A 22,402-nucleotide genomic window follows, 5' to 3' on the forward strand; every position below is an offset into this window, starting at 1 on the left:
CTCTCAGCCGGACCGGTCCTCCAGATACCGCGTGTGCGACTCCTGCCGGCGGGCCTCCGCGTCCCGCAGGGCCGCCGCGATGGACCCCAACTCATCCTGAAGCACCGTGAGTTGACGCTCCAGGTGGCGCTCGGGCGGTTCCGTGCCCGGGGTCAGCCGGGTCCACCAGCGGGTGCGTACGAAGGTGTCGACGGCCTCGGGGACGTCCTGGCGGACGGCCCGGGAGAGGGCGTGGACGCCTTCGGGGTCCCGGGTGAGTACCTCGGAGACCCAGCCGGGGTCGAGGAGGGCGGCGAGCAGTTCGGTCAGCTCGGTGAGGCGGCCGGCGGCGGCGGGCGGGAGGTCGATACCGGCCAGGTACTCGCGGAGGGTCCCGAAGTCGGTGCGCAACTCGTCGAGCTGGGCGGACGGGTCCGGGAAGTCCGGCAGCGAGGGCCGCTCAGGCGGGGCGATCAGGGCACCCGCCCCGTAGAGCCCGACGACCACGACCGGCCAGTACGGGCCCGCGACCCCCGCGAAGGTCAGCCCGAGCCCGGCCACTCCGAGGGCGCCACCGGTGAGGTTCTTACGGGACTCGACGTACGCCAGCAACCTATTGGTAGCCACGGATCTCCTCGAAGGCGCCGTCCAGGGAGCCCTGCTGGGCGTCGAAGAGGCGGCCGCCGGTCAGGTCGGCGATGTGTTCCAGTTCGTCCTGGTCGGAGTCGCCGAAGAGGATCGGGAAGACGGGGATCTGCCGCTGGGCGGCGGGCAGCCGACCGTGTAGAAGGGGCGGGGCAGTGGTTCGCGTACGTCGTACTTCTCGGCCAGCTCATCGGCGGGTGCCTTGCTGGACGGGAACGCGAAGTCGTAGCCCTTCAGGTCCAGTCCGTCCATGGCCCATGAGCCCGACGTCTCCGTCTTCACGGTGTAGCCCTCGGTGGCACGGGCCTTCACCACCTCGGGATCGGCGAAGAACTCCGCCTTCTCCGACCCGATCACTCCTCGCACGGTCTTCGTTGCCGTGCCCGTGTCCCCGGTGTCCCGGCCTGCCACGACGGCTGCCACCACGCCGCCGATCAGCAGGACCGCGAGGACGATTCCTGCGATTCGTCTCACAGGGGGAGGGTGCTCTGCGGAACCCAACGTTCCTGGTCACCGGCGGTAACGGGGGTGAAGGGGTGGTCCCGGAACGCAACGGTGCTTGTTTTCGGGCGCGGGTGCGTTTTCGGGTGCGGGTGGGTGGGGGTGTTCGCGCAGTTCCCCGCGCCCCTAACAGGGTGCGTTTTTGGGTGCGGGTTCGGTGGGGGTTCTTCGCGCAGTTCCTCGCGCCCCTGAGAGGGTGCGTTTTTGGGTGCGGGTTCGGTGGGGGCTGGTCGCGCGGTTCCTCGCGCCCCTGGAGGTGGAAAGCGTGGGGCGCAGCCCCCGCTTTCAGGGGCGCGGGGAACTGCGCGAGCAACCGCATGCGGGCCGCGGCCGAAAACGCACCCGGCTCAGTGGGCCGCCAGCTCGCGCGGCAGTGCCACCGCGTGGGCGTCCATGCGTTCGGCCGAGAGGATCGCGGCGGCCGTATCCGCGCGGGATGCCGCGACGACGAGCGCGCGGCCCGCGAGGGCGTGGGCGCGGAGGTGGAGCCCGGCGACGCCACGCTCACGACCGCCCGTCGCGCCGGACGAGGACCGTACGGGAGGGTGACCGCCCCGCAACCGCGTGACCTGCGCGGACAGCCGCTCCGCAGCCGCGTCGAGGTCGGCGGAGGGGGCCAGGGCGCGGAGTTCGTCGGTCACTGCCAGGAGTGCCGCGAGGTGTCCCGCGAGCTGGATGTCCAGTTCTTCCTCACGCGAACGGTGAGGGAAGTCGGAGGAGGCGGTGCCGGCCATCGTGTGGACCGACTTCGTGCGGATCGGCTCGTACATGGGATGGCCTCCAAGCTCGCGGAGAACCAGCCTACCTTAGATTCCGTCTAAAGTTGAGCGAAGTCCGAAAGGGGGGAGTCCCCGAGGGGCGCCTCCCCGGCCGCTCCGAAGGCCCGCGCTACGCCTGCGCGTACCCGTCCAGGAAGTTCCCGATCCGGGTGATCGCGGACCGCAGGTCCCCGACCGTCGGCAGGGTCACGACCCGGAAGTGGTCGGGCTCGGCCCAGTTGAAGCCGGTGCCCTGGACGACCATGATCTTCTCCTGCCGGAGCAGGTCGAGGACCATCCGCCGGTCGTCCTTGATCTTGAAGACGTTGGGGTCGAGCCGCGGGAAGAGATACAGCGCCCCCTTCGGCTTCACGCACGACACCCCCGGGATCTGGGTGAGCAGTTCGTACGCGAGGTCCCGCTGCTCCTTGAGCCGGCCGCCCGGCAGCACGAGGTCGTTGATCGTCTGGCGCCCGCTGAGCGCGGCGACCACCCCGTGCTGGCCCGGCATGTTGGCGCACAGCCGCATGTTCGCGAGGATCGTCAGGCCCTCGATGTAGGAGTCGGCGTGCGCGCGCGGCCCGGAGATCGCCATCCAGCCGACCCGGTAGCCGGCCACCCGGTACGCCTTCGACATGCCGTTGAAGGTGAGGGTCAGCAGGTCGGGGGCGATCGCGGCGGTCGGGGTGTGCGTGGCGCCGTCGTAGAGGATCTTGTCGTAGATCTCGTCCGAGCAGACGAGGAGGTTGTGGCGGCGCGCGATGTCCGTCAGGCCGCGCAGCATCGCCTCGTCGTACACCGCGCCCGTGGGGTTGTTGGGGTTGATGATGACGATCGCCTTGGTGCGGTCGGTGACCTTCCGCTCCACGTCCGCGAGGTCCGGCATCCAGTCGGACTGCTCGTCGCAGCGGTAGTGCACGGCCGTACCGCCGGAGAGCGACACGGCGGCCGTCCACAGCGGGTAGTCGGGCGACGGTACGAGGACCTCGTCGCCGTCGTCCAGCAGGCCCTGCATCGCCATCACGATCAGCTCGGAGGCGCCGTTGCCGATGAAGACGTGTTCGACGTCCGTCTCGATGCCGAGGGTCTGGTTGTGCATGACGACCGCGCGGCGGGCGGCGAGCAGACCCTTCGCGTCGCCATAGCCGTGCGACGTCGAGACGTTGCGGAGGATGTCCTCCAGGATCTCGGGCGGACACTCGAACCCGAAGGCCGCCGGATTGCCCGTGTTCAGCTTGAGGATGCGGTGCCCTGCCGCCTCCAGGCGCATCGCCTCTTCGAGAACCGGGCCCCGGATCTCGTAACAGACATTGGCGAGCTTCGTCGACTGGATCACCTGCATGTCCGTGAGCTTACGGCCCGGTAACGCGTTCCGGGCCGTGTTTTGCACCACGTGAGACGGTCGCTATGCCCCGAAATAGCTCTCGACTGTCCTCTCGACCCCACTCGTATCTAAAATCCCGCCCAGGTCCGGCCGCCCCCCCACATGGCCACCGGTCACACGGCACATGGTCACGAGCACGCGACGCGAGGACGGCGGACGGAATGAATGGGGTGGGCGGGGTGGGCGGGGAGCATGGCGGGCACGGTGGTTTCGACCGGCACGGCGGCGGCGTCCTGAGGCCGCCGAACGTGTACCACCCGCTCGGCGACCCCCACCACGCACCCGACTACGAGACCTTCAAGGACCCCGCCGCCGCCCATGGCTGGCAGAACGCCTATGACGACACCGTCCAGCTGGATCAGGTGGTGATGGATGGCGCGGGTGGTCTGGCTCTGGATGCGGATGTTGCTTCGGGGGCGCGTGCCGTTTCGGAGGCGCAGGCGGAGGCGGAGGCGGAGGCGGGGGCGGGGGCGGATGGGGATGCGGGTGCGGTCGAAGGCGGCGGCCCGGTCGGCCCGGTCGCCCTGGGTGCCCCGGACGCGTCCGGGCGTCGTGCGCGCCCCGCGGCCGGGCGGCGGCTCACGCTCGGGCGGCGCCGGGCCCGTCGGCGTGGCGCCCTGATCGCGGGTGGCATCGGCGTTGCCGTGCTCGTGGGTGCCGCGGTGGCGGGGCTCGCCGGTCTCGGCTCCTCGGGGCAGCAGGGGCCGAGCGGCCCGGCGCCCGTCGAGTCCGGCCCGGCCGACGCCCGCTCCGGCGACGCGGAAGCCGCCTCCCCGTCCGCCGGCGGCTCCTCCGATGCGGCGGCCACGGCATCCCCCGGCGGCTCTTCCCCCGACACGTCCACGAACGCGTCCCCGGCCGCCACCACCCCCGAGCCCTCGGGTCCCGCCTCACCCACCTCCGCTGCGACGACCTCCGCCTCGCCGTCCGCGACGACGACCTCCTCGTCCCGGGGCAACTCCGACGGCAACCGAGGTCGCGGCCAAGGCGCCACGAAGGGGCCCAAGTAGCCCGTCATCGGCGCGGACGAGGGCTCGTGGCACGCACCGCCCGCCCCCGCCCCCCTGGCCGAAGATCATGCGGCCGGAACCAACTCCTTGCTCGCACATCACACGGCCTTCACAATGCGCATGACAAACTGCGAGGGCAGAACGATCTTCCGTCACTCGCGCCACCCAACGCCACTCACATCACTCACGTAACTCACCCACTTACGTAGCAAGAGGGGACCCCCACATGAGAAAGCCTCTCGCAGCCGCGCTGTTCGCCCTGGTGATCACCGGGGCGGGCGCGGCACCCGCGGTCGCGGCGCCGGATGCCTCGGCCGCGTCGCCGGGGAAGTCGGCCCAGTCCGGGACCGCGGTGACGGATGTCGTCGACTCCGCGACCTCCCTGGTGAACGGCGTCCTGGCCGGCCCCAGCATCCAGGCCGTGAACTTCGCCGGCACCGTCTCGCTCAGCAACTGCTCCGGCTCGGTCGTCCGGATGCCCGACTCCGAGGACAATGACCCGGCGCTGGTCATGACCAACGGCCACTGTCTGGAGAGCGGCTTCCCGGAGCCGGGCGAGGTCGTCGTCGACCAGGCCTCCACCCGCACCTTCGGCCTGCTCAACTCCGCCGGCACCCGCGTCGGCACCCTCCGGGCCAGCAAGATCGCGTACGGCACGATGACCGACACGGACATGGCGCTGTACCAACTCACCACCACATACGCGCAGATCAAGAGCTCGTACGGCATCGACGCGCTCGTCTACGACACCGCCCACCCGACCGCCGGCACCCCCATAACCGTCGTCTCCGGGTACTGGAAGCGGACCTACAGCTGCAGCGTCGACGGGTTCGCGTACCGCCTGAAGGAGGGTGACTGGACCTGGAAGGACTCGATCCGGTACACCTCCGCCTGCAACACCATCGGCGGCACCTCGGGATCCCCGGTCCTCAACAACGCCACCGGCAAGGTCGTCGGCGTCAACAACACGGGCAACGAGGACGGCGAGAGCTGCACCGTCAACAACCCCTGCGAGGTCGACGCGAACGGCACGGTGACCGTCCGCCAGGGCATCAACTACGCCCAGGAGACCTGGCACGTCCCCTCCTGCTTCGGCGTGGACAACAAGCTCGACCTCGACGCCGACGGCTGCGTACTCCCCAAGCCGTAGCGAACCCCCTCAGGCGCCGCGCCGGATCGCCCGGCCCGCCAGCACGTCCGTCCGGCGGCCGTCCTCGATGACGAAGCGGCCGTCGACCAGGACGTACGGGATGCCGGTGGGCAGGGTGCGCGGTGCCTCGTATGTCGACCCGGCGGCCACGGTCGCCGGGTCGAAGAGGACCAGGTCGGCGCGGTAGCCCTCGCGGACGAGTCCGCGGTCGGGTAGCCGCAGCCGGGCGGCGGGGCGGGACGTGAGGTGGGCGACGCACTCCTCCAGGGAGAGCACGCCCAACTCCCGTACGTACCGGCCGAGATAGTGCGGGAACGTCCCGTACGCGCGCGGATGCGGCTTGTCGCCGCGCAGGATGCCGTCGGAGCCGCCGGTGTGCACGGGGTGGCGCATGATCGCGCGTACGTTCTCCTCGTGCCCGACGTGCTGGAGGATCGTCGACCCGAGCCGGTCCTCGACGAGCAGCCGGCGGGCGGTGACCCACGGTTCCTCGCCGTTCGCTTCGGCGGACCGGGCGATCGTCCTGCCGCCGTACGACGCCGCGAGCGCCGGATCGGCGACCCCGGAGATCTCGATCGTGTCCCACTCGATGGGCACCCCGTGGCAGCCGTCCGCGCCCACGACCTCCATGTCGTGCCGGATGCGTACGGCCGTGTCGTCGTCCTTCAGCCGCGCGAGGATCGCCTCGGGACCGCCCTCGCTCGCCCAACTGGGCAGCATCGCCACGAGCGTCGTACAGCCGGGGGTGTACGGGTAGGTGTCGAGGGTGATGTCCGCGCCGGTCGCGAGCGCGTCGTCGAGGAGGGCGAGAAGCTCCGGGGCCCGGCCCTTGTTCACGCCGAAGTTCATGGTGGCGTGGGCCAGATGGAGGGCGCAGCCGGCCTCACGGGTGAGGGCGACCATCTCCTCGTACGCCTGGAGGGCCCCCGCGCCGTACGAGCGGTGGTGCGGGCAGTAGTAGCCGCCGTGTTCCGCCACCACCCGGCACAGTTCGGTGAGTTCGGCGTCCTTGGCGTACATGCCGGGGGTGTAGGTGAGCCCCGACGACATGCCGACCGCGCCCTCCCGCAGTCCGGCGGTGACCAACTCCCGCATCCGGTCCAGCTCTTGAGGCGTCGCCTCCCGGTTCTCCCAGCCCACCGCGAGCATCCGTACGGTGCCTTGCGGGACGAGGTACGCGGCGTTCACGGCGATGCCCTCGCCGTCGAAGCCGTGGTCGAGGCGGTCCAGGTACTCGCCGACCGAGCGCCAGCTGAAGTCGATGTCCTCGCCGTAGCCGTTCCAGCCGGTGATCGCGCGGCGGACCTCTTCGAGAGTGCGGTCGTCGACCGGCGCGTACGACAGGCCGTCCTGGCCGAGGACCTCCAGGGTCACCCCCTGCGCCGCCTTCGCGGTGTGTTCCGGGTCCCGCAGGAGCGCGAGGTCGCTGTGGGCGTGCATGTCGATGAAACCGGGGGCCAGGACCAGGCCCTCGGCGTCCAGCTCCCGCTGGGCCCTGGGGCGCTGGCACCCCGCGGCGGCGGCCTCCTTGACGATGCCGGTGATCCTGCCGTCCGCCACGACCACGTCGGCGCGGTAGGAGGGCTCGCCGGAACCGTCCACGACCTCGGCGTCACGGATGACCAGGTCCATGTGCGTCACCTTTCAAGTAGGAGGTACGTGCCGCTGGGCTCAGATGGGCTCAGAAGAACGTCCGGACGTAGTCCACGACCGTCCCGTCCGCCTCCACCACCGGGATCAGCTTCCACTTGTCGAACGACGTGCACGGATGCGACAGCCCCAGCCCCACCCAGTCCCCGACCTCCAGCCTCGCCCCCGCCCCCGCCCCCGCCCCCGCCCCCGCCTCCGCCTCCGTACGCAGCCACGCGTGCTGGTCGGAGAGGCCCGTCACCGTGATCCCCGTGGCGTCCAGGACCGCGCCCGTGCCGGCGTCCCGCACGACCTCGGCGGCGGGCAGGTCCAGGTCGTACGCGGCGTCGCGCTTGCCGGCGTTGGCGAAGGCCTGGTCGGGGGAGGGGCGGGAGACGACCTGGGCCCAGAGCCGGAAGGCGGGCTCAAGGGCGCCCTCCTCGGGGACACGGTTGAACGGGGTGATCCGCAGGTAGTGCCCCGCGTCGTGCGAGACGTACGCGCCCGACCGCAGCAACTTCAGTACGGGCACGGAGAGTTCGGGCAGCTCGGCGAAGACGTCGGCGACCGCGTCGAACCACGCGCTGCCACCCGCGCTGACCATCACCTCGTCAAGACCCGCGAACCGTCCCGCCTTGTCGAATTCGACGGCCAGGGCGGTGAGCCGGCGCAGCCACGCCCGCACCCGCTCCGGGTCGGCCCGCGGCACCTCGCCCTCGTACCCGGCGACCCCGACCAGCCGCAGCGTGTCGACCCCGGCCACCGCGTCCGCCACCGCCGCGCACTCCTCCTCCGTACGGACCCCGGTACGCGCGCCCTCGCCCGCGCCGAGCTCCACGACGACGTCCACCGGCCGTGCCGGGCGCGCGGAACCGCGTAGCGCCGCGTCCATCAGTTCGACGCCGCGCACGGAGTCGACGTAGCAGACGAACCGGAAGGACGGGTCAACCGCGAGTTCGGCGGCGATCCAGCGCAGGGCCGTGGCGTCCACGACCTCGTTGGCGAGGAAGACCCGCTCGATCCCGAACTCCCTTGCCACGCGCACCTGATGGGGTACGGCGAGGGTGATGCCCCATGCACCGCGCTCGACCTGCCGCCAGAACAGCTGCGGCGCCATGGACGTCTTGCCGTGCGGCGCGAAGGCGAGGCCGTGGCGGGCGGAATAGGTCTCCATCAGCGCCAGATTGTGCTCAAGGCGCTCGGCGGACAGGGCGAGCACGGGTGTGGTGAAGCCGCCGGTGAACAGGTTCCGGCGCTGCGCGGCCAGCTCGGACACCGTCAGGCCGTCGGCGTCCGGCGGGAGGCCCTTGAAGCGGTGGTCGACGCGTTCGGCGGCCAGACGGGCGAGCGCCTCGACACTCACGACACTCATGGGAGCCTCCCTGATGAAGTGCGTTGCAGGATATGCAACGTTCATTGCGTATGTCGCTCACTGCTGTCTAACATCCCAGCCAGCACCGGGTCAACGGTGCCCGCCTCCCAGGCCGTGTCGGCCTAGCAGACCCGACGAGGAGCCCCCGTAGTGGATGTCGTGGACGTCGTGACGCTCGGCGAGTCCATGGTCACCTTCCTGCCCACCCGGCCGGGCCGCCTCGCCGACGTCCCCTCCTTCGACCGGACCATCGGCGGCGCCGAGTCCAACGTCGCGTGCGCCCTCGCGGCGGCCGGGCACCCGGTCCGGTGGGTGAGCCGGGTGGGAGCCGACGGGTTCGGGGACCACCTGGTCGAGACGATAGGGGGCTACGGCGTGGACGTGACGTCCGTACGACGGGACCCGGCGCGGCCGACGGGCGTGTACTTCCGTACGGCGGGGGACCGCGACACCGAAGCCCACGAGGTGGCCTACTACCGGGCCGGCTCGGCCGCCTCGGCGATGTCGACGGAGACGGTGGACCTGGCGGCGGTGCGCGCCGGGCGCGTACTGCACCTGTCCGGCATCACGGCGGCCCTCTCCGACGACTGCCTCGCACTCCTCCGGGAGCTGACCGAGCCACGCCCCGGACGGCCGCTCGTCTCCTTCGACGTCAACCACCGGCCGGGTCTCTGGCCCGACACCGACGGGCCGCGCGGTTCACACGGCCCGCGTGTCCTGCTCGACCTCGCCCGCCGCGCCGACGTCGTCTTCGTCGGCGCGGACGAGGCCCGCGCCGCCTGGGGGCTGCACGGAGCCCGCGCCATCCGGGACGCGCTCCCCGAACCGGACCTCGTGGTCGTCAAACAGGGCCGGCACGGGGCGGTCGCGTTCGCCGAGGGCACGGATGCGACGGATGCGGACGTCGATGTCGTCGTCCCCGCCCTCCACGTCGACGTCGTCGCCGCCGTCGGCGCGGGGGACGCCTTCGCCGCCGGGTTCCTCTCCGCCACGCTGCGCGGCCTGCCCGTACGCGACCGGCTGCGTCACGGCCACCTCATGGCCGCCGCCGCCCTCACCGTCCCCGGCGACCTCGGCACCCCGCCCTCCCGTGACCACGCCGATCGCCTGGCCGCCCTGGACGACGAGGCGTGGGGGACACTTCGACTCGGCCCCGGCTGGACGACCCAGACCGCGCGGACGACGCAGACCGCGCCCAGGGCCGAGGAGGAGGTACGCACCCCATGAGCCAGACCGTCGACCGAGCGCTGAGCATCCTGCCGCTGCTCGCCGAGGGCCCCGCCGACCTCGGCCGGGTCGCCGACCGCCTGGGCGTCCACAAGTCCACGGCCCTGCGCCTCCTGCGGACCCTCCACGAACACGGCCTGGTCTACCGCCAGTCCGACCAGCGCTACCGCCTCGGCGCCCGCCTCTTCGCCCTCGCGCAGGAGGCCGTCGAGAACCTCGACATCCGCGAGATCGCCCACCCCCACCTCGCACGCCTCAACGAACGGTGCGGCCACACCGTCCACCTCGCCGTCTACGAGGAGAACGAGGTCCTCTACATCGACAAGGTCGAGAGCCGCTACCCGGTCCGCATGTACTCCCGGATCGGCAAGCCGGTCGCCATCACCGTCGCCGCCGTCGCCAAGCTCTGCCTCGCCGACCTCCCCGAACCCGAGCGCCGCGCCTTCGCGGAGAAGCTCGACTACCCCATGTACACGTCCCGTTCGACCCCCAACGCCCCCGCCTTCCTCAAGGAGCTGGCGAGGGTGCGCGAACAGGGCTGGGCCACCGATCTCGGCGGCCACGAGGAGTCCATCAACTGCGTCGCCGCACCCATCCGCGGCGCCGACGGCCGGGTCGTCGCCGCGATGTCGGTCTCCGCCCCCAACGTCGTCGTCACCGCCGACGAACTCCTCACCCTGCTCCCCCTGGTACGCCGCACGGCGGACGCGATCAGCGGGGAGTACTCCGGCAGAACCTCAGTGAAGGACTCCGTATGACCGACAGCACAGACAGCGCCGACAAGGCAGGCCGGACCGGCAAGATCGCGCTCACCCCCAAGACGCACACCGCCCCGCCCGCGAAGTTCTCCCACGGCGTCAGGAAGGGCAACATCCTCCAGGTCGCCGGCCAGGTCGGCTTCCTTCCGGCCGTCGAGGGCGAGCCCCCGACCACCGCCGGCCCCACCCTGCGCGAACAGACCCTCCAGACCCTCGCCAACGTCCAGGCGATCCTGGAGGAGGGCGGCGCCACCTGGGACGACGTGATGATGATCCGCGTCTACCTGACCGACACGGCCCACTTCGCCGAGCTGAACGAGATCTACAACGCCTACTTCGAAGAGCACCTCACCGCGGTCCCCTCGGCCCGCACGACGGTCTACGTCGGCCTCCCGGCGGGCCTGCTGATCGAGATCGACGCGCTGGCAGTACTGGACGACTGAGGCCGCACACCCGCGCCCCGAAGGGGCGCGGGGAACTGCGCGAGCAGCCACGAACAACCCGCACCCGGCCGGTATGACGCACCACCCCCCACAATCCCCGCACCCCGTACGGCGATCCCCCCTGCCCGAAAACACCATGCCCCCACCCAGAGGACCCCCGAATGTCCGAAACCCCACCCCACACCGGCGGCCTGCTCCTCCTCATAGACGGCACGGCCGGCCTCCTCACCGTCGCCGTCCTCGGCATAGCCCTCCTGCTCTTCCTGATCATCAAGACGAGACTCCAGCCCTTCGTAGCCCTCCTCGCCGTCTCCATAGCCGTCGGCCTCCTCACCGGACTGTCGGTCACCGAACTCTTCGGCACGGTCCAGCGAAGCGACGCCGTCTCGACCATCGAGTCCGGCATGGGCGGCATCCTCGGGCACGTCACGATCATCATCGGCCTGGGCACGATGCTCGGCGCGATCCTCGAAGTCAGCGGTGGCGCCGAGGTGTTGGCGTCCCGCCTCCTGAACCTCTTCGGTGAGAAGCGAGCCCCACTCGCGATGGGTCTGACCGGCCTGATCTTCGGCATCCCGGTCTTCTTCGACGTCGGCATCTTCGTCCTCGCCCCGATCGTCTACGCGGCTGCCAAGCTCCCCCAAGACTCCGACGAGCTCCGTCCCGGGGGGACCCCCATGGGCAAGTCGATCCTCCTCTACTGCCTCCCGCTCCTCGCCGGCCTGTCGATGACCCACGCGTTCCTGCCCCCGCACCCCGGCCCGGTGGCCGCCGCGGGCCTGCTCCACGTGGACCTCGGCTGGGTGATCCTGATGGGCGTCGTCTGCGGCATCCCGGCCGTACTCGCCGCCTGGGCGTACGCCGCCTGGATCGGCCGCCGCATCTTCGTACCCGTACCGCAGGACATGCTGGAGGCGGCCGAGGAGTCCCGCCGGGCGGTCCTCGACGAACAGCGCGCGGACGGTGTGGAACCCCAGGAGAAGCCGGTCCCGCTCTCCACGGTCTTCCTCATCATCGGCACGCCCCTCCTGCTGATCCTCGCCGCGACCTTCTCCTCCATCGCCCTGGACCCCTCCACCCTCCGCTCGCTGATCGAGTTCTTCGGCCACCCCTTCGTCGCCCTGACGCTCGCCCTCCTCCTCGCGTACTACCTCCTCGGCATCCGCCGCGGCTGGTCCCGCAAGTCGCTGGAGACGGTGTCGACGTCGTCGCTGAAGCCGGTGGGCAACATCCTGCTGGTGGTGGGCGCGGGCGGGGTCTTCGGCGCCGTACTGAAGGCGAGCGGGGTGGCCCAGGCCCTCTCGGACACGTTCAACGACGTGGGCCTGCCGGTGATCGTCCTGTCCTACCTGCTCTCGGTGGCCCTGCGGGTCGCCCAGGGCTCGGCCACGGTCGCGATCGTCACCACGGCCGGCATCGTGGCCCCCCTCCTCGCCGAGGGCGACCACTCCCAGGCCTTCATCGCCCTCGTCATCATGGCCATCTCGGCCGGCTCGATCTTCGCCTCCCACGTCAACGACGGCGGCTTCTGGATCGTCGCCAAGTACTTCGGCATCAGCGAACGAGACACCCTCAAAACCTGGACAGTCCTGGAAACGGTCCTCTCGGTGGCAGGCTTCGCGGTGGCCGCGACCCTGAGCCTGTTCGTATAGCCGACAGACCACAGGCCGTCCGCCGCCCCCCGGACCGCCTGTCCAGCCTCCACATCCCGCACCCCTACGCCCCCAGCCGCGCACCCGCCCCGCGAACCGGTCGGTCGTGGACGCCGCGCTGGACGGGCCCCCGCCGCCAGTGACGGCGTACGGGCTTGGCCCACCCCTCGCCGGGGGCTGTCGGCCCGCGCGTGCACGACCGTGCTCGTCTCGTCACGTCTCGTCGAACACACCCGCCACACGGCCACCGGTCCGCCCCCGATGCCCGGTTCTCCGGAGGGAAGACCTCGGCTGGAGGCGTGTTGTGAAACCCAGATGCGGACATATGCCTGGCCCGACTGTTCCCGGCACAGCATCGTCGACCATACTGCCCGCTGTGGAGCAGCGCATTGGTTCGAACAGCCAGCCCCTGGCCGCCGCCGCGGTCGACCCGTCGCACATCCCCGGAATCACGGCACCGGTGTCCGTGAAGAAGGAGAAGCAGGAGGAGCCGGAGGACATCAAGCCGACGGAATCCGCGGAGCAGGCGGAGACCGTGGAACAGGCGGAGACCGTGGAGCCGGACGAGGCTGCCCCGGAGCAGGACGAGCCGTCCGACGAGGCGGAATCCGAGGACGAGGACGAGGCGGAGGAAGAGGAGACCGACGACGGTCCCGTCTTCGAGGCCTCCGACCGCCGCGCGAAGATCGTCGCCGACAGCCGTGGCGTACGGCTGCACCTGGACGACCAGGAGTGCGAGTTCCGCTGGGACGAGATCGGCGCGATCGAGACGGAGTCCCCGCGCTTCGGCAAGCGTTTCACCGTGACCGTCCACACTCCCGACCGCCGCTGGTACCCCCTCGAGATCGAGGCCACGGCCAAGTCCCAGCACGCCGAGTGGGAGACCCGGATCGACGAGGTCATGGACGCCTACTTCGACGACGGCGAGGCCGAGGACGCGGTCGAGGGTGAGACTGAGGTCGAGGTCGAGGTCGAGGGTGAGACTGAGGTCGAGGTCGAGGTCGAGGGTGAGACTGAGGTCGAGGTCGAGGTCGAGGTCGAGGGTGAGACTGAGCCCGAGTCCAAGTCCGAGGTTGAGACTGAGGCCGAGGACGCGGCCGAGGGCAACGACGCGGCCAAGGACGCGGCCAAGGCCAAGGACGAGTAGAGCGCCCCGTCAGGGGCGCGGGGAACTGCGCGACCAGCCACGACCGGCCCGCAGTTCCCCACTCACAGAAGCCCCCGAGCTCTCATCGGCTCAAGCGGCGCAGCTAAGCGGCGCAGCTAAGCGGCGCAGTACTGCGACTCCTTGCCGATCGACCGGTACATACAGTCCGAGTTCTCCAGCAACTGCAACACCGCGTCCCGGTTCCGCGCCGTCTCCCGGGCGATGACCTCGTCGGGCGGGTAGAACCCACCGCCCGAAGCCGACGACGGATACATCTCGAATGTATAGGCGAAAATCTTCTGGTTGCCCCACAGCCAGTCGTCGATCGACCCGTCCGTGATGTACAGGTCACTGGACTGCTCGGGCGTGTACCCGTTGCTCGCGGCCATCTTCCCGCCGACCGTCGCGAACGCGTTGCGGTCGTCCGCCGTCATCCCCGTCGTCGTATCGGCGGTCGTGTACCCGAACGGCCACAGCACCAGCTCGCTGTACGTGTGGAAGTCGACGCCGGTCTTGATCTGCTGGACCCCGCCGACGACCCGGCTGCGCACGAAGTTCGCGACGACCTTCACCTCGGGCGCCGACTCGGCGGCGGCACCCCGGTAGGTGTCCGACGACGTGGACCCGGACGAACCGCCACAGCAGCCCCAGCGGTAGTTCCAGTTCCGGTTGAGGTCCGTGCCGACGCTCGACGAACCGCTGTTGGGCTGCCGGTTCTTGCGCCACGAGCGGTACGAGCCGGTGGCGACGTCGTACTCGCCGCCGTCCGGGTTGAGGTCCGGGACGATCCAGATCTCGCGGTTGTTCACCATGTTGGTGACCCGGGAGTCGGTGCCGTAGTCGGAGGTCAGCTCGTTGACCAGATAGAGCGCCATCTCGACGGTCATGTGCTCACGGGCGTGCTGATGGTGGGTGAACAGCACCTCGGGCTCGGCCTCGTCCGTGCCGACGTTGTCGCTGATCTTGATGGCGACGATGTTCCGGCCCTGGTACGAGGTGCCGATGACCCGCTGGCTGACGATGGAACTGTTCGCCGAGACCACGGAGTTGATCTCGCTCGTCATCTCCGCGTAGTTGTGATAGAGCGAGTCGGCGGACGGGAAGTCGAAGAGCCGTACGTCGTCCTCGCCGTTCGACCGGTCCGGCGCCGCGCCCAACGACGTGATCTCGTAGCCCTGTCGGCTCAGCTTCTTGATCTGGTCGGCGCGCCCGGAGATGAACACCGAGTGGTCGTCGGCGTCGTCCACCGTCACGCCGGCCTGCTGCAGCGCCGTACGGGACTTGGTGTCCGAGTGCATGTGGACCTCGTACTGGCGGATGTCGTCCGCCGAGGCCTCGGGCCGCTCGGCGCTGGTCGCCGTCGCGTCCGTGGTGGTCGCGGCGACCGGCGCCGCGAGGGCCAGCGCCAGCAGGGTGGCGAGGGCGGCGGTACGGCGGCCTGATCTCCTGCCCGTGCCGCCGGGCGTCGCCGAACTGCCGCGTATGCGGAGTCGCATGAAGTCTCCTATTTCTCCAGGGATTCCGGGGTCTCCGGAAGGTGGGGAGTGGAGCGGGGGGTGGATCCTTGCGACGTGCCTCGGGCCTGCCGGTGACCGTGGGGTGCCCGACAGGCCCTGGTGCGGGTGTGGCGCTCATGGTGCGGGCATGGCATGCCCAGGTCAAGAGTGACCGTGGAGAGCGCGCCGTCGGCGTGGCCGGAAACGGGCAGGGAAATGGCCGAGGTGAGCCGGGAAACGGCCGGCGCCGGCGCGCGGCGGCGCAGTGCGTTCGCCGCGACGAGCCGCGACCACCTCCCCGTCGACACCACCACCTTCGTCGACCGCCACCCCGAACCCGCCGAAGGCCGCCGCCTGTTGACCAGAACCCGGCTGGTCATCCCCACCGGCCCCGGCCCCGGCCCCGGCGGCGTCGGCGTCGGCGCGTCGGCAAGACCCGCCTCGCCACCCGCCTCGCCCCGCCGCACCCGCAGCGCGCCCCCAGGCAGGCGTAAGCCATACACGTCCACGTACATGACCATCAGCCCCGAACGTGAGCATTTCCGGACGTACCCGGGCGGAAAACAGGTATATGCACAGCTGGAAACGGGTATTCCTCCCCGTGTGCCGGGTACGTGCGGGGGCAACCCTGGAAGCATGCTGCAACTCTCCGGGGGACTCCTTCCGGAATCCGGCCCCCATTTCGCCTCGTACCCCCAACCGCCCATGGGTGCGGGCCACTTGAGCGTCGAGTACGACCCCCGTCCCACCGCTGCCGCGCAGGCACGCGCGCAGGTGCGCAGGCAGCTGGAGGGATGGGGGCTGCTCGACCAGACCGACACGGCGGAGCTGCTGGTGAGCGAGCTGGTCACCAATGCGCTGGTGCACGCGGAGAGCCGACTGAAGCTGACGTTGTCGGCCGCGCACGGAGTACTGCGCTGTGAGGTGTCGGACGCCGACGGCCGCGAACCCAGGGTGCGCCGGACGACGGAGATATCGGAGAGCGGCAGAGGGATGTTCCTGGTGGACGCGCTCGCCGGGCGCTGGGGGTGCCATCAGGACGGGCCGGGCAAGACCGTGTGGTTCGAGCTCGGCACGTGCGGGTCCGACGGCTGTGGCCGGCGACAGCTGACGTGACCCGCGGAGTTCCGGAGCGCGGAGCCACTCGACCCGCCCCGGAACCACAGCCCGGGCCCCGGCGGCACGCCCAGCCGCCGGGGCCCGCCCCCACCACCGCCCCCACCACTCCGCCGCCCCCGACCATCAAGATCACTCCCCGTTTCCTTCACCGCATGCCCTCTTGTGCCCGCGCCGGCTTTGCGCTTTCTTGATCGACATGGCTGACACCACGGACAACACAGCTGCCGGGGAAGCGACTTCGGCCCCTCGCAAGTCCAGCTGGAAGTACATAGGCCCCGGCATCGTCGTCGCCGCCACCGGCGTCGGCGCCGGCGACCTGGTGGCGACCCTGATCGCGGGAAGCAACTTCGGCTACACCCTGCTGTGGGCGGCCGTCCTCGGCTGTCTCGTCAAGATCTCCCTCGCCGAGGCGGCCGGCCGCTGGCATCTGTCCACCGGCCGCACCCTCTTCGACGGCTGGGCGAGCCTCGGCCGCTGGACGACGTGGTTCTTCGTCGTGTACGTCGTGATCTGGGGCTTCGTGTACGGCGCCGCCGCGATGTCCTCCAGCGCACTGCCCCTGCAGGCACTGTTCCCGGACGTCATGGACCTCAAGTGGTGGGCCATCGCCTGCGGTCTGACCGGTCTGGTCTTCGTCTGGTTCAACAAGTACGAGGTCTTCGAGAAGGTCATGACGGTCCTCGTGGGCGTCATGTTCGTGGTGACGGTCTACCTGGCGATCCGTGTCACCCCGAACCTCCCCGACGCCTTCGCCGGCCTCCTGCCCGTCCTCCCCGACGAGAAGGACTCCGTCCTCAACACCCTCGGCCTGATCGGCGGCGTCGGCGGCACGATCACGCTGGCCGCGTACGGCTACTGGGTCAACGCCAAGGGCTGGACGAACACCGGCTGGATGAAGGTCATGCGCCTCGACAACCGGGTCGCGTACATCACGACCGGCATCTTCGTGATCGCGATGCTCTTCGTCGGCGCCGAGCTGCTGCACTCCGCGAACATCGCCATGGCCAGCGGCGACAAGGGCCTGATCCAGCTCAGCGACATCCTGGCCGACGAGTACGGCACGGCCACCGCCAAGTTCTTCCTGATCGGCTTCTTCGCCGCCTCGTACACCTCCCTCATCGGCGTCTGGCACGGCGTGAGCCTGATGTTCGCGGACTTCGTGGAGCGCTTCCGCAGGAAGGGGGAGGGGAAGGTGACAGGCGAGGAGGTCGCCTCCGGCCGACGCGAGAAGTCCTGGCCGTTCCGCGCGTACCTGCTCTGGCTGACCTTCCCGCCCATCGTCCTGCTCTTCCAGGGCCAGCCCTTCCGCCTGATCATCCTCTACGGCGTCCTCGGCGCGGCCTTCCTCCCCTTCCTCGCCGGCACCCTCCTCTGGCTCCTCAACACCTCCCGTACGCCACGGGAATGGCGCAACGGATACGTCAGCAACGGGATGCTGGTGACCGCGGGTCTGCTGTTCCTGGTCCTGGCGGTGAAGCAGATCTGGGACCAGCCGTGGGCGAACTTCTTCTGACTCCCGAAGGGGCGGGGAGACGGAGGGCGCAGGGGCGGCTAGTCGAGCGTCTTCCACTTCTCGCCGGTGGCCTGAAGTGCCGGTCCTCATCGTGCGGGGCGGCCCCGGTCGAGGAGGCGTCCCCACGCGGCTCCACCCTGTGCACCACGGCTTACGGCGCCGACGCGGCCCGCGCCGACAGGCGCTCCGGGCCGGCGGCGAACTCCTTGTCACCGTAGGAGTCGTCTTCCTGCCTTGGTAGCGCGCCAACCGTGGTGGACCAACCGGGGGCGAGGGAAGACAGGCCGGGTGGCGACTCCGGCACGGTCGCCGACTCGGGCACAGCGGTCGGCGCTGCACCCGCGCCCTGCACCAGCCCTCGACTCACCGCCAACCCACCCCCCCCCGCTGACCCTCACCACCCACCCGCATCCGGGATACACGTCCGGGTACCGCCTGGTGGTCTGGGCCAAGCTGAGCTCCATGCGGCCTCGCCAGGAGTAGACGCTGAGTCAAATTCTCTGTGGACGCATTGCTGATGACCTCACAGGATTTCCACTGCATCCTGATCAGGCCCTTCGGAATCGACCGCAAGGAATATGGAGAGCCCATGATCAAGTCCCGTATAGGTGCCCTTGCTCTGACTGCCGCTTCAGCCGGCATTCTCAGCATTATCCCGACCCAGGCCCATGCCGCGGGCGGTGCGAATGGCTGCATTGCCAATGCCGCCACCCCGAGTCAGGCGTTCTGTTTCTTCTACAACTCCAACCTGGAGGGGTCCTTCGCCGGGATGGCCACGAGACAGGCAAGCCTCGCCGGCCACAAGTTCAGTTACGCGGGCACCACTAACGCCGGCCTCGGGCAGGCCGTGATGAACAACTCCGCCAGCGTGTACAACAACAATTCCACCTGCGTTCGTATCTACTACAACACCAACTTCGCCGGCCCTTCGGACACGGTGTCGGCCAGGAGTGGCAGGAACCTTGTGAACACCTACAACGACAACGCCTCCTCTCTGCCTTGCTGAAGCAGGCGTAAAGGGGCTCGCGGCCGTCTCTTTCGGGCGGAGGCCGCGAGCCCGTTCGGCTTCCTCGCGCTCCCTGTACCGGCCAACCCCATCCCTGAGGCAAGAGCAGATCATGCGTACTCCGGCCAGGACCCTCACCGCTGCCCTCATCCTCACCGCCGTCGTCGGATGCTCGGCCGAACAGGAGGCCGGCTCGGCGGGATCACGTACCTCCGGACCTCCCACAGCCGCGGCGACGAAGAACGCGGCGGAGAAGTACAGGCCGCAGCGGCTCCCGCTCCCCATCTATGACTACAAGTTCACCCCCGAGGAGAACGCAGTCGTCGATCGGGCCACCGACATCGCCATGTCCTCGTGCATGAGCCGGTACGGCTACTCCCTGAAGACCACGGAGCCCACGATCACCCTGGGCGACCGGCGATACGGCGTGATCGACCTCTACGCCGCCCGGCAGTACGGGTACCACGTGGTGACACGAGGAGCGTCATCGGATGTCCAGAACCGGAGGTTCAGCGAGGACGAGGCCTCGGCGATGACCGGGGGGCTGTTCCTCGACGCCGTCACGGGTGAATTCCATGCGATACCCGGTTACTCCGGCCCAGTCACCGAGCTGAATGGCGAACGGGTTCCGAAGGGGGGATGCTCCGCCGAGGCGCGTCGGGAACTGCTGGGACGCGAATCCTTGCGCACGCATGCGGACATCGTGAGCGATATCGACACGACGTCCTTCGCTCGGTCGCAGAAGGTCCCCGTGGTCGCCAAGGCGCTCGCGGAATGGTCGGTGTGCATGAAGAGCGAGGGATACTCCTACGCCACCCCGCTCGAAAGCATCAGTGCTGTAAACCTGGACGAACCCGGTGCGGACAAGAGCGAGGTGAGACTGGCGACCGCTGACGTCGAATGCAAGAAGAAGGTCGGGCTGGTGAAAATCTGGAGCGCGGCCGAAGCCGAGATCCAGGGTGAAATGATTTTGGCTTCCCGTCAGCCCCTCCAGCAGCAGAAGCAGGACAACGACACCACTCTACGGAACGCCCGGTCACTCATCGCCGCGCACCCGGACTCGTAGCGTTCGGGGCAGGGCAGGCTGAGCCGTCGGCGGGCGTGCACGAGCTGGGCGGCGGCGGAGAACAGGCGCGTGCCGTCGGCGTCGGCACTACGAATGAACCCCGGCAGCGCAGGACGACCACGGGGAGGTCGTAGCCGCGCCCGGCGGGCACGTCCCCGATCGCGCCGGAGGCACGTTCCGCTTCTCGTCTCTCACTTCATCGATGCCTTGACACCCGGGGAATGTTTCATGGGCGGGGGCGGGATACGGTGCGGTACGAGTCACCACGACGGGGCAGAGGGACGATCAGTCATGGACCAGCCGGAGCAGGGCCACCAGCCGCCACCACCGTCACAGCCGTGGACGCCGCCGGGAGGTCAGCCCGGCTTCGGCCCCCCGCCCCCGCCGTACGCACCCCCGGGCACGCCTCCACAGCCGTACGGGCAACCGCCGCAGCCGCCCTATGGGATGACGGCACCGTCCCCCCACTCGTACCCCCAGCCGCAGGCGGGCGCCGCCCCGGCCCAGGGCCCGGAGTTCCTGGCCGTCGACCGCCGCAACTCCGTCGTCATCGACGCCACCGGCGTCGCCTTCGAGGACCACGGCGTCGCCGTCGACTTCCCCTGGCCCGAGATCCGCAGCGTCCACTACAAGGCGAGCGGCAACGGCAAGGCCCTCATGGTCGCCGCCATCCACCTCGACGGCAGCTTCTACGAGTGCACGGTCGAGGCCAAGCCGCGCGAGCGCCTCCACCAGTGGTTCGCCCACCTGGCCCAGGTGCTGGGGTACTACCGCCCGATGGGCTAGCAACGGCGTACGGCGCCTCAGAGCAGGTGATCCGCCTTACCGGCCTTGATGTCGAGGATGAGCGTGCGGAGCGCTTCACGGGTGTCGGTGAGGTAGGCGTTCTCGGCACCGGCTATGGCGATGTAGGCGTTGCCGGTGGGGTCGGTGCCGAGGCGGAAGCAGGCCGATCCCTCGGCGCAGAAGGCGTCTTCCCACGTGATGTCGGCCATGGTCGTCTCCTCAGAGTTTGCTGGCGATGTCCTGGATGAAGGAGCGCGACTCCTCGGGGGACAGTGCGCGCTGCTCCATCCAGTCCAGTTGGGTTCGGTACTTGGACAACTGGGCCTCCAGGTACAGGAATTCCGGCCCGTGGGTGCTGTCGATCTGTACGGTGTCGAGCTGCGGCACGGGCCCTTCCACGTAGATCACGGTCTGCCCTGCGCCGGGGAACGAGCCTGCGTCGAACGGGAAGACCCGCAGCGAGACGTTGGCCCACTGCGACACGGTCAGAAGATGATCGAGCTGCCCTCGTGCGACCCGGCGGCCGCCGAACTGCATGCGCAACGCCGCCTCGTGAAGTATCCCGACGTACTCGGTGGGGTTGTCGCTCTGCAGAACCCGCTGACGCTCCAGGCGGTGCGCGAGGCGCAGGGCGATCTCGTGCTCCGGCAACGGCGGCAGTCCGGCCTTGAACACAGCCTGGGCGTGGTCGCTGGACTGGAGTAGGCCAGGCATGTGGATCAGGTGAACGCTGCGCATCCGCACCGCGTGGTGCTCCAACTCGGCGATGTCGAGGAGCCCGGAGGGAAGACTGCCTCGGTACCGCTCCCACCAGCCCCGCTCGGCGAGTTGGGCCATGGCGACCAAGGCGTTGACGTACGCCTCGTCGCCGCAGTCGCAGTTGCAGGCCAACGTGCGCAGCCGCTCGGCGCTGATGGCGCGGGTGCCTGACTCGATGTTGGAGATCTTCCCCCGGTCCACACCGAGCAGTCCGGCGGCGTACTCCCCGGTCATGCCGGCGGCGGTGCGCATCCTGCGTACCTCCGCCCCGAGCCTCTTCTGCCGCTCCGTAGGGGATGTCCTCGCGGCCATGCCGTTCCTTCCTCGAAGTTCAGCCTCACCCTATGAGGTGCTTGGGTTCCCCTGAGTGCAGGGCAACATAACCCCGCATGCCCTACAGTCAGTGATGCACAAGCTACACACGGCAGTTGCTGCTCCCGAAGGGAACCCCCATGCCCGAAGCGACCTCGGCCTGCCCCGTCCCGCCCGTCCCCTCAGCCTCGACAACTTCCCGCCCCTGGAACTGCCGCCTGGACCTCCCCAACGACCCCCGGTCCGCGCACGTCGCCCGCCACACGGTCCGCGCGGCCCTGCTCGGCCACGCCTGCCCCCAGGCCCTCACCGACACGGCGGCGCTGCTGACCTCGGAACTGATCTCGAACGCGGTGAAGCACTCCGACGGCCCCATCACCGCCACCCTCCGCACCCGCCCCGACCACATCCACGTCGCCGTCCTGGACAACCACCCCGAACTCCCGAACCCCCTCCCGCCCACCTCCGACCAGGACTTCGGCCGAGGCCTGTACCTCGTCGAGACCTTGGCGGACGTCTGGGGCCGCTACCCCGTCCTCGGAGACTTCCGGAAGCGGGGCTGGAAGGTGGTGTGGTTCGAGCTGTCGACCGTGCGCAGTTGACTATGTGTAAGCCTGGGTCGGGCGGGAGGGTGAATTGCCCTTCCGCCCGGGTTGTCCGGCGTGGGGTACCGCTCGCGCGTGTGGTCGG

The 22,402-nt window shown here is 69.8% G+C and carries 21 protein-coding genes and 1 pseudogene; 13 read left to right on the forward strand and 9 right to left on the reverse strand.

Annotated elements, in window-relative coordinates; translation table 11 throughout:
* Positions 1–3 precede the first annotated feature (3 nt).
* The 4 genes and pseudogenes from I8N67_RS18665 to I8N67_RS18680 all read right to left on the reverse strand — a co-directional run bounded on the left by I8N67_RS18665 (position 4) and on the right by I8N67_RS18680 (position 3,225).
* Complete coding sequence (locus I8N67_RS18665; protein ID WP_200304269.1) at positions 4–606, reverse strand: hypothetical protein; 603 nt, start codon at positions 604–606, stop codon at positions 4–6.
* A 153-nt stretch (positions 607–759) separates the two neighbouring features.
* Positions 760–1,098 (reverse strand): annotated as a pseudogene (locus I8N67_RS18670) (hypothetical protein); the annotation flags it as partial.
* Between the two features lie 374 nt (positions 1,099–1,472).
* Complete coding sequence (locus tag I8N67_RS18675; protein WP_200304270.1) at positions 1,473–1,895, reverse strand: SCO4983 family protein; 423 nt, start codon at positions 1,893–1,895, stop codon at positions 1,473–1,475.
* A gap of 118 nt (positions 1,896–2,013) precedes the next feature.
* Positions 2,014–3,225, reverse strand: coding sequence for a pyridoxal phosphate-dependent aminotransferase (locus tag I8N67_RS18680; protein ID WP_200304271.1), 1,212 nt, complete (start codon positions 3,223–3,225; stop codon positions 2,014–2,016).
* A 203-nt stretch (positions 3,226–3,428) separates the two neighbouring features.
* On the opposite strand from I8N67_RS18680, the gene I8N67_RS18685 reads away from it, so the two are divergent.
* The gene (locus I8N67_RS18685; protein ID WP_200304272.1) at positions 3,429–4,277 is read left to right on the forward strand and encodes a hypothetical protein; all 849 of its coding nucleotides are present in this window, start codon (positions 3,429–3,431) and stop codon (positions 4,275–4,277) included.
* A gap of 226 nt (positions 4,278–4,503) precedes the next feature.
* On the forward strand, positions 4,504–5,427 hold the full coding sequence (locus I8N67_RS18690; protein ID WP_200304273.1) for a trypsin-like serine peptidase: 924 nt from the start codon (positions 4,504–4,506) through the stop codon (positions 5,425–5,427).
* Positions 5,428–5,436: 9 nt separating this feature from the next.
* On the opposite strand, the gene I8N67_RS18695 is transcribed toward I8N67_RS18690, so the two are convergent.
* Positions 5,437–7,059: an N-acyl-D-amino-acid deacylase family protein gene (locus tag I8N67_RS18695; protein WP_200304274.1), complete on the reverse strand. Its 1,623-nt coding sequence runs from the start codon at positions 7,057–7,059 to the stop codon at positions 5,437–5,439.
* Positions 7,060–7,108: 49 nt separating this feature from the next.
* Positions 7,109–8,428: an alanine racemase gene (locus I8N67_RS18700; RefSeq protein WP_200304275.1), complete on the reverse strand. Its 1,320-nt coding sequence runs from the start codon at positions 8,426–8,428 to the stop codon at positions 7,109–7,111.
* A 150-nt stretch (positions 8,429–8,578) separates the two neighbouring features.
* On the opposite strand from I8N67_RS18700, the gene I8N67_RS18705 reads away from it, so the two are divergent.
* The 5 genes from I8N67_RS18705 (at position 8,579) to I8N67_RS18725 (ending at position 13,655) form a co-directional block, all read left to right on the forward strand.
* Positions 8,579–9,655, forward strand: a complete 1,077-nt coding sequence (locus I8N67_RS18705) for a sugar kinase (protein WP_372443740.1) — start codon at positions 8,579–8,581, stop codon at positions 9,653–9,655.
* Positions 9,652–10,413, forward strand: coding sequence for an IclR family transcriptional regulator (locus I8N67_RS18710; RefSeq protein ID WP_200304276.1), 762 nt, complete (start codon positions 9,652–9,654; stop codon positions 10,411–10,413). The genes I8N67_RS18705 and I8N67_RS18710 overlap by 4 nt, the downstream gene beginning before the upstream one ends.
* Complete coding sequence (locus I8N67_RS18715) at positions 10,410–10,856, forward strand: RidA family protein (RefSeq protein ID WP_200304277.1); 447 nt, start codon at positions 10,410–10,412, stop codon at positions 10,854–10,856. The genes I8N67_RS18710 and I8N67_RS18715 overlap by 4 nt, the downstream gene beginning before the upstream one ends.
* A gap of 161 nt (positions 10,857–11,017) precedes the next feature.
* The gene (locus I8N67_RS18720) at positions 11,018–12,508 is read left to right on the forward strand and encodes a GntP family permease (RefSeq protein WP_200304278.1); all 1,491 of its coding nucleotides are present in this window, start codon (positions 11,018–11,020) and stop codon (positions 12,506–12,508) included.
* 376 nt (positions 12,509–12,884) lie between these two features.
* Entirely contained in the window at positions 12,885–13,655 is a 771-nt protein-coding gene (locus I8N67_RS18725) for a hypothetical protein (RefSeq protein WP_307835278.1), read from the forward strand.
* A gap of 116 nt (positions 13,656–13,771) precedes the next feature.
* On the opposite strand, the gene I8N67_RS18730 is transcribed toward I8N67_RS18725, so the two are convergent.
* Positions 13,772–15,151, reverse strand: coding sequence for a M14 family metallopeptidase (locus I8N67_RS18730; RefSeq protein WP_200304280.1), 1,380 nt, complete (start codon positions 15,149–15,151; stop codon positions 13,772–13,774).
* Between the two features lie 705 nt (positions 15,152–15,856).
* Here I8N67_RS18730 and I8N67_RS18735 point away from each other — a divergent pair.
* The 5 genes from I8N67_RS18735 (at position 15,857) to I8N67_RS18755 (ending at position 20,641) form a co-directional block, all read left to right on the forward strand.
* A complete protein-coding gene (locus I8N67_RS18735; protein ID WP_200304320.1) occupies positions 15,857–16,267 on the forward strand; it encodes an ATP-binding protein in 411 nt (136 codons plus the stop codon).
* Between the two features lie 199 nt (positions 16,268–16,466).
* A complete protein-coding gene (locus tag I8N67_RS18740) occupies positions 16,467–17,783 on the forward strand; it encodes an Nramp family divalent metal transporter (RefSeq protein ID WP_200304281.1) in 1,317 nt (438 codons plus the stop codon).
* 517 nt (positions 17,784–18,300) lie between these two features.
* Positions 18,301–18,789 carry a peptidase inhibitor family I36 protein gene (locus tag I8N67_RS18745; RefSeq protein WP_234045910.1) on the forward strand — a complete coding sequence of 163 codons (489 nt, stop codon included), beginning with the start codon at positions 18,301–18,303 and terminating at the stop codon, positions 18,787–18,789.
* 112 nt (positions 18,790–18,901) lie between these two features.
* Positions 18,902–19,855, forward strand: a complete 954-nt coding sequence (locus I8N67_RS18750; RefSeq protein WP_200304282.1) for a hypothetical protein — start codon at positions 18,902–18,904, stop codon at positions 19,853–19,855.
* Between the two features lie 291 nt (positions 19,856–20,146).
* Positions 20,147–20,641 (forward strand): hypothetical protein, encoded by a 495-nt coding sequence (locus I8N67_RS18755; protein ID WP_200304283.1) that lies wholly within the window; start codon positions 20,147–20,149, stop codon positions 20,639–20,641.
* A gap of 17 nt (positions 20,642–20,658) precedes the next feature.
* On the opposite strand, the gene I8N67_RS18760 is transcribed toward I8N67_RS18755, so the two are convergent.
* Both I8N67_RS18760 and I8N67_RS18765 read right to left on the reverse strand, forming a co-directional pair.
* Complete coding sequence (locus tag I8N67_RS18760) at positions 20,659–20,850, reverse strand: hypothetical protein (RefSeq protein ID WP_200304284.1); 192 nt, start codon at positions 20,848–20,850, stop codon at positions 20,659–20,661.
* Between the two features lie 10 nt (positions 20,851–20,860).
* Positions 20,861–21,712 (reverse strand): helix-turn-helix domain-containing protein, encoded by an 852-nt coding sequence (locus I8N67_RS18765; RefSeq protein WP_200304285.1) that lies wholly within the window; start codon positions 21,710–21,712, stop codon positions 20,861–20,863.
* 140 nt (positions 21,713–21,852) lie between these two features.
* Here I8N67_RS18765 and I8N67_RS18770 point away from each other — a divergent pair, with 140 nt between their 5' ends.
* On the forward strand, positions 21,853–22,314 hold the full coding sequence (locus tag I8N67_RS18770; RefSeq protein ID WP_200304286.1) for an ATP-binding protein: 462 nt from the start codon (positions 21,853–21,855) through the stop codon (positions 22,312–22,314).
* The last annotated feature ends 88 nt before the right edge of the window (positions 22,315–22,402 follow it).

Origin of the sequence: Streptomyces adelaidensis (genome assembly GCF_016598475.1) — a bacterium.
Classification (GTDB): Bacteria; Actinomycetota; Actinomycetes; order Streptomycetales; family Streptomycetaceae; genus Streptomyces; species Streptomyces adelaidensis.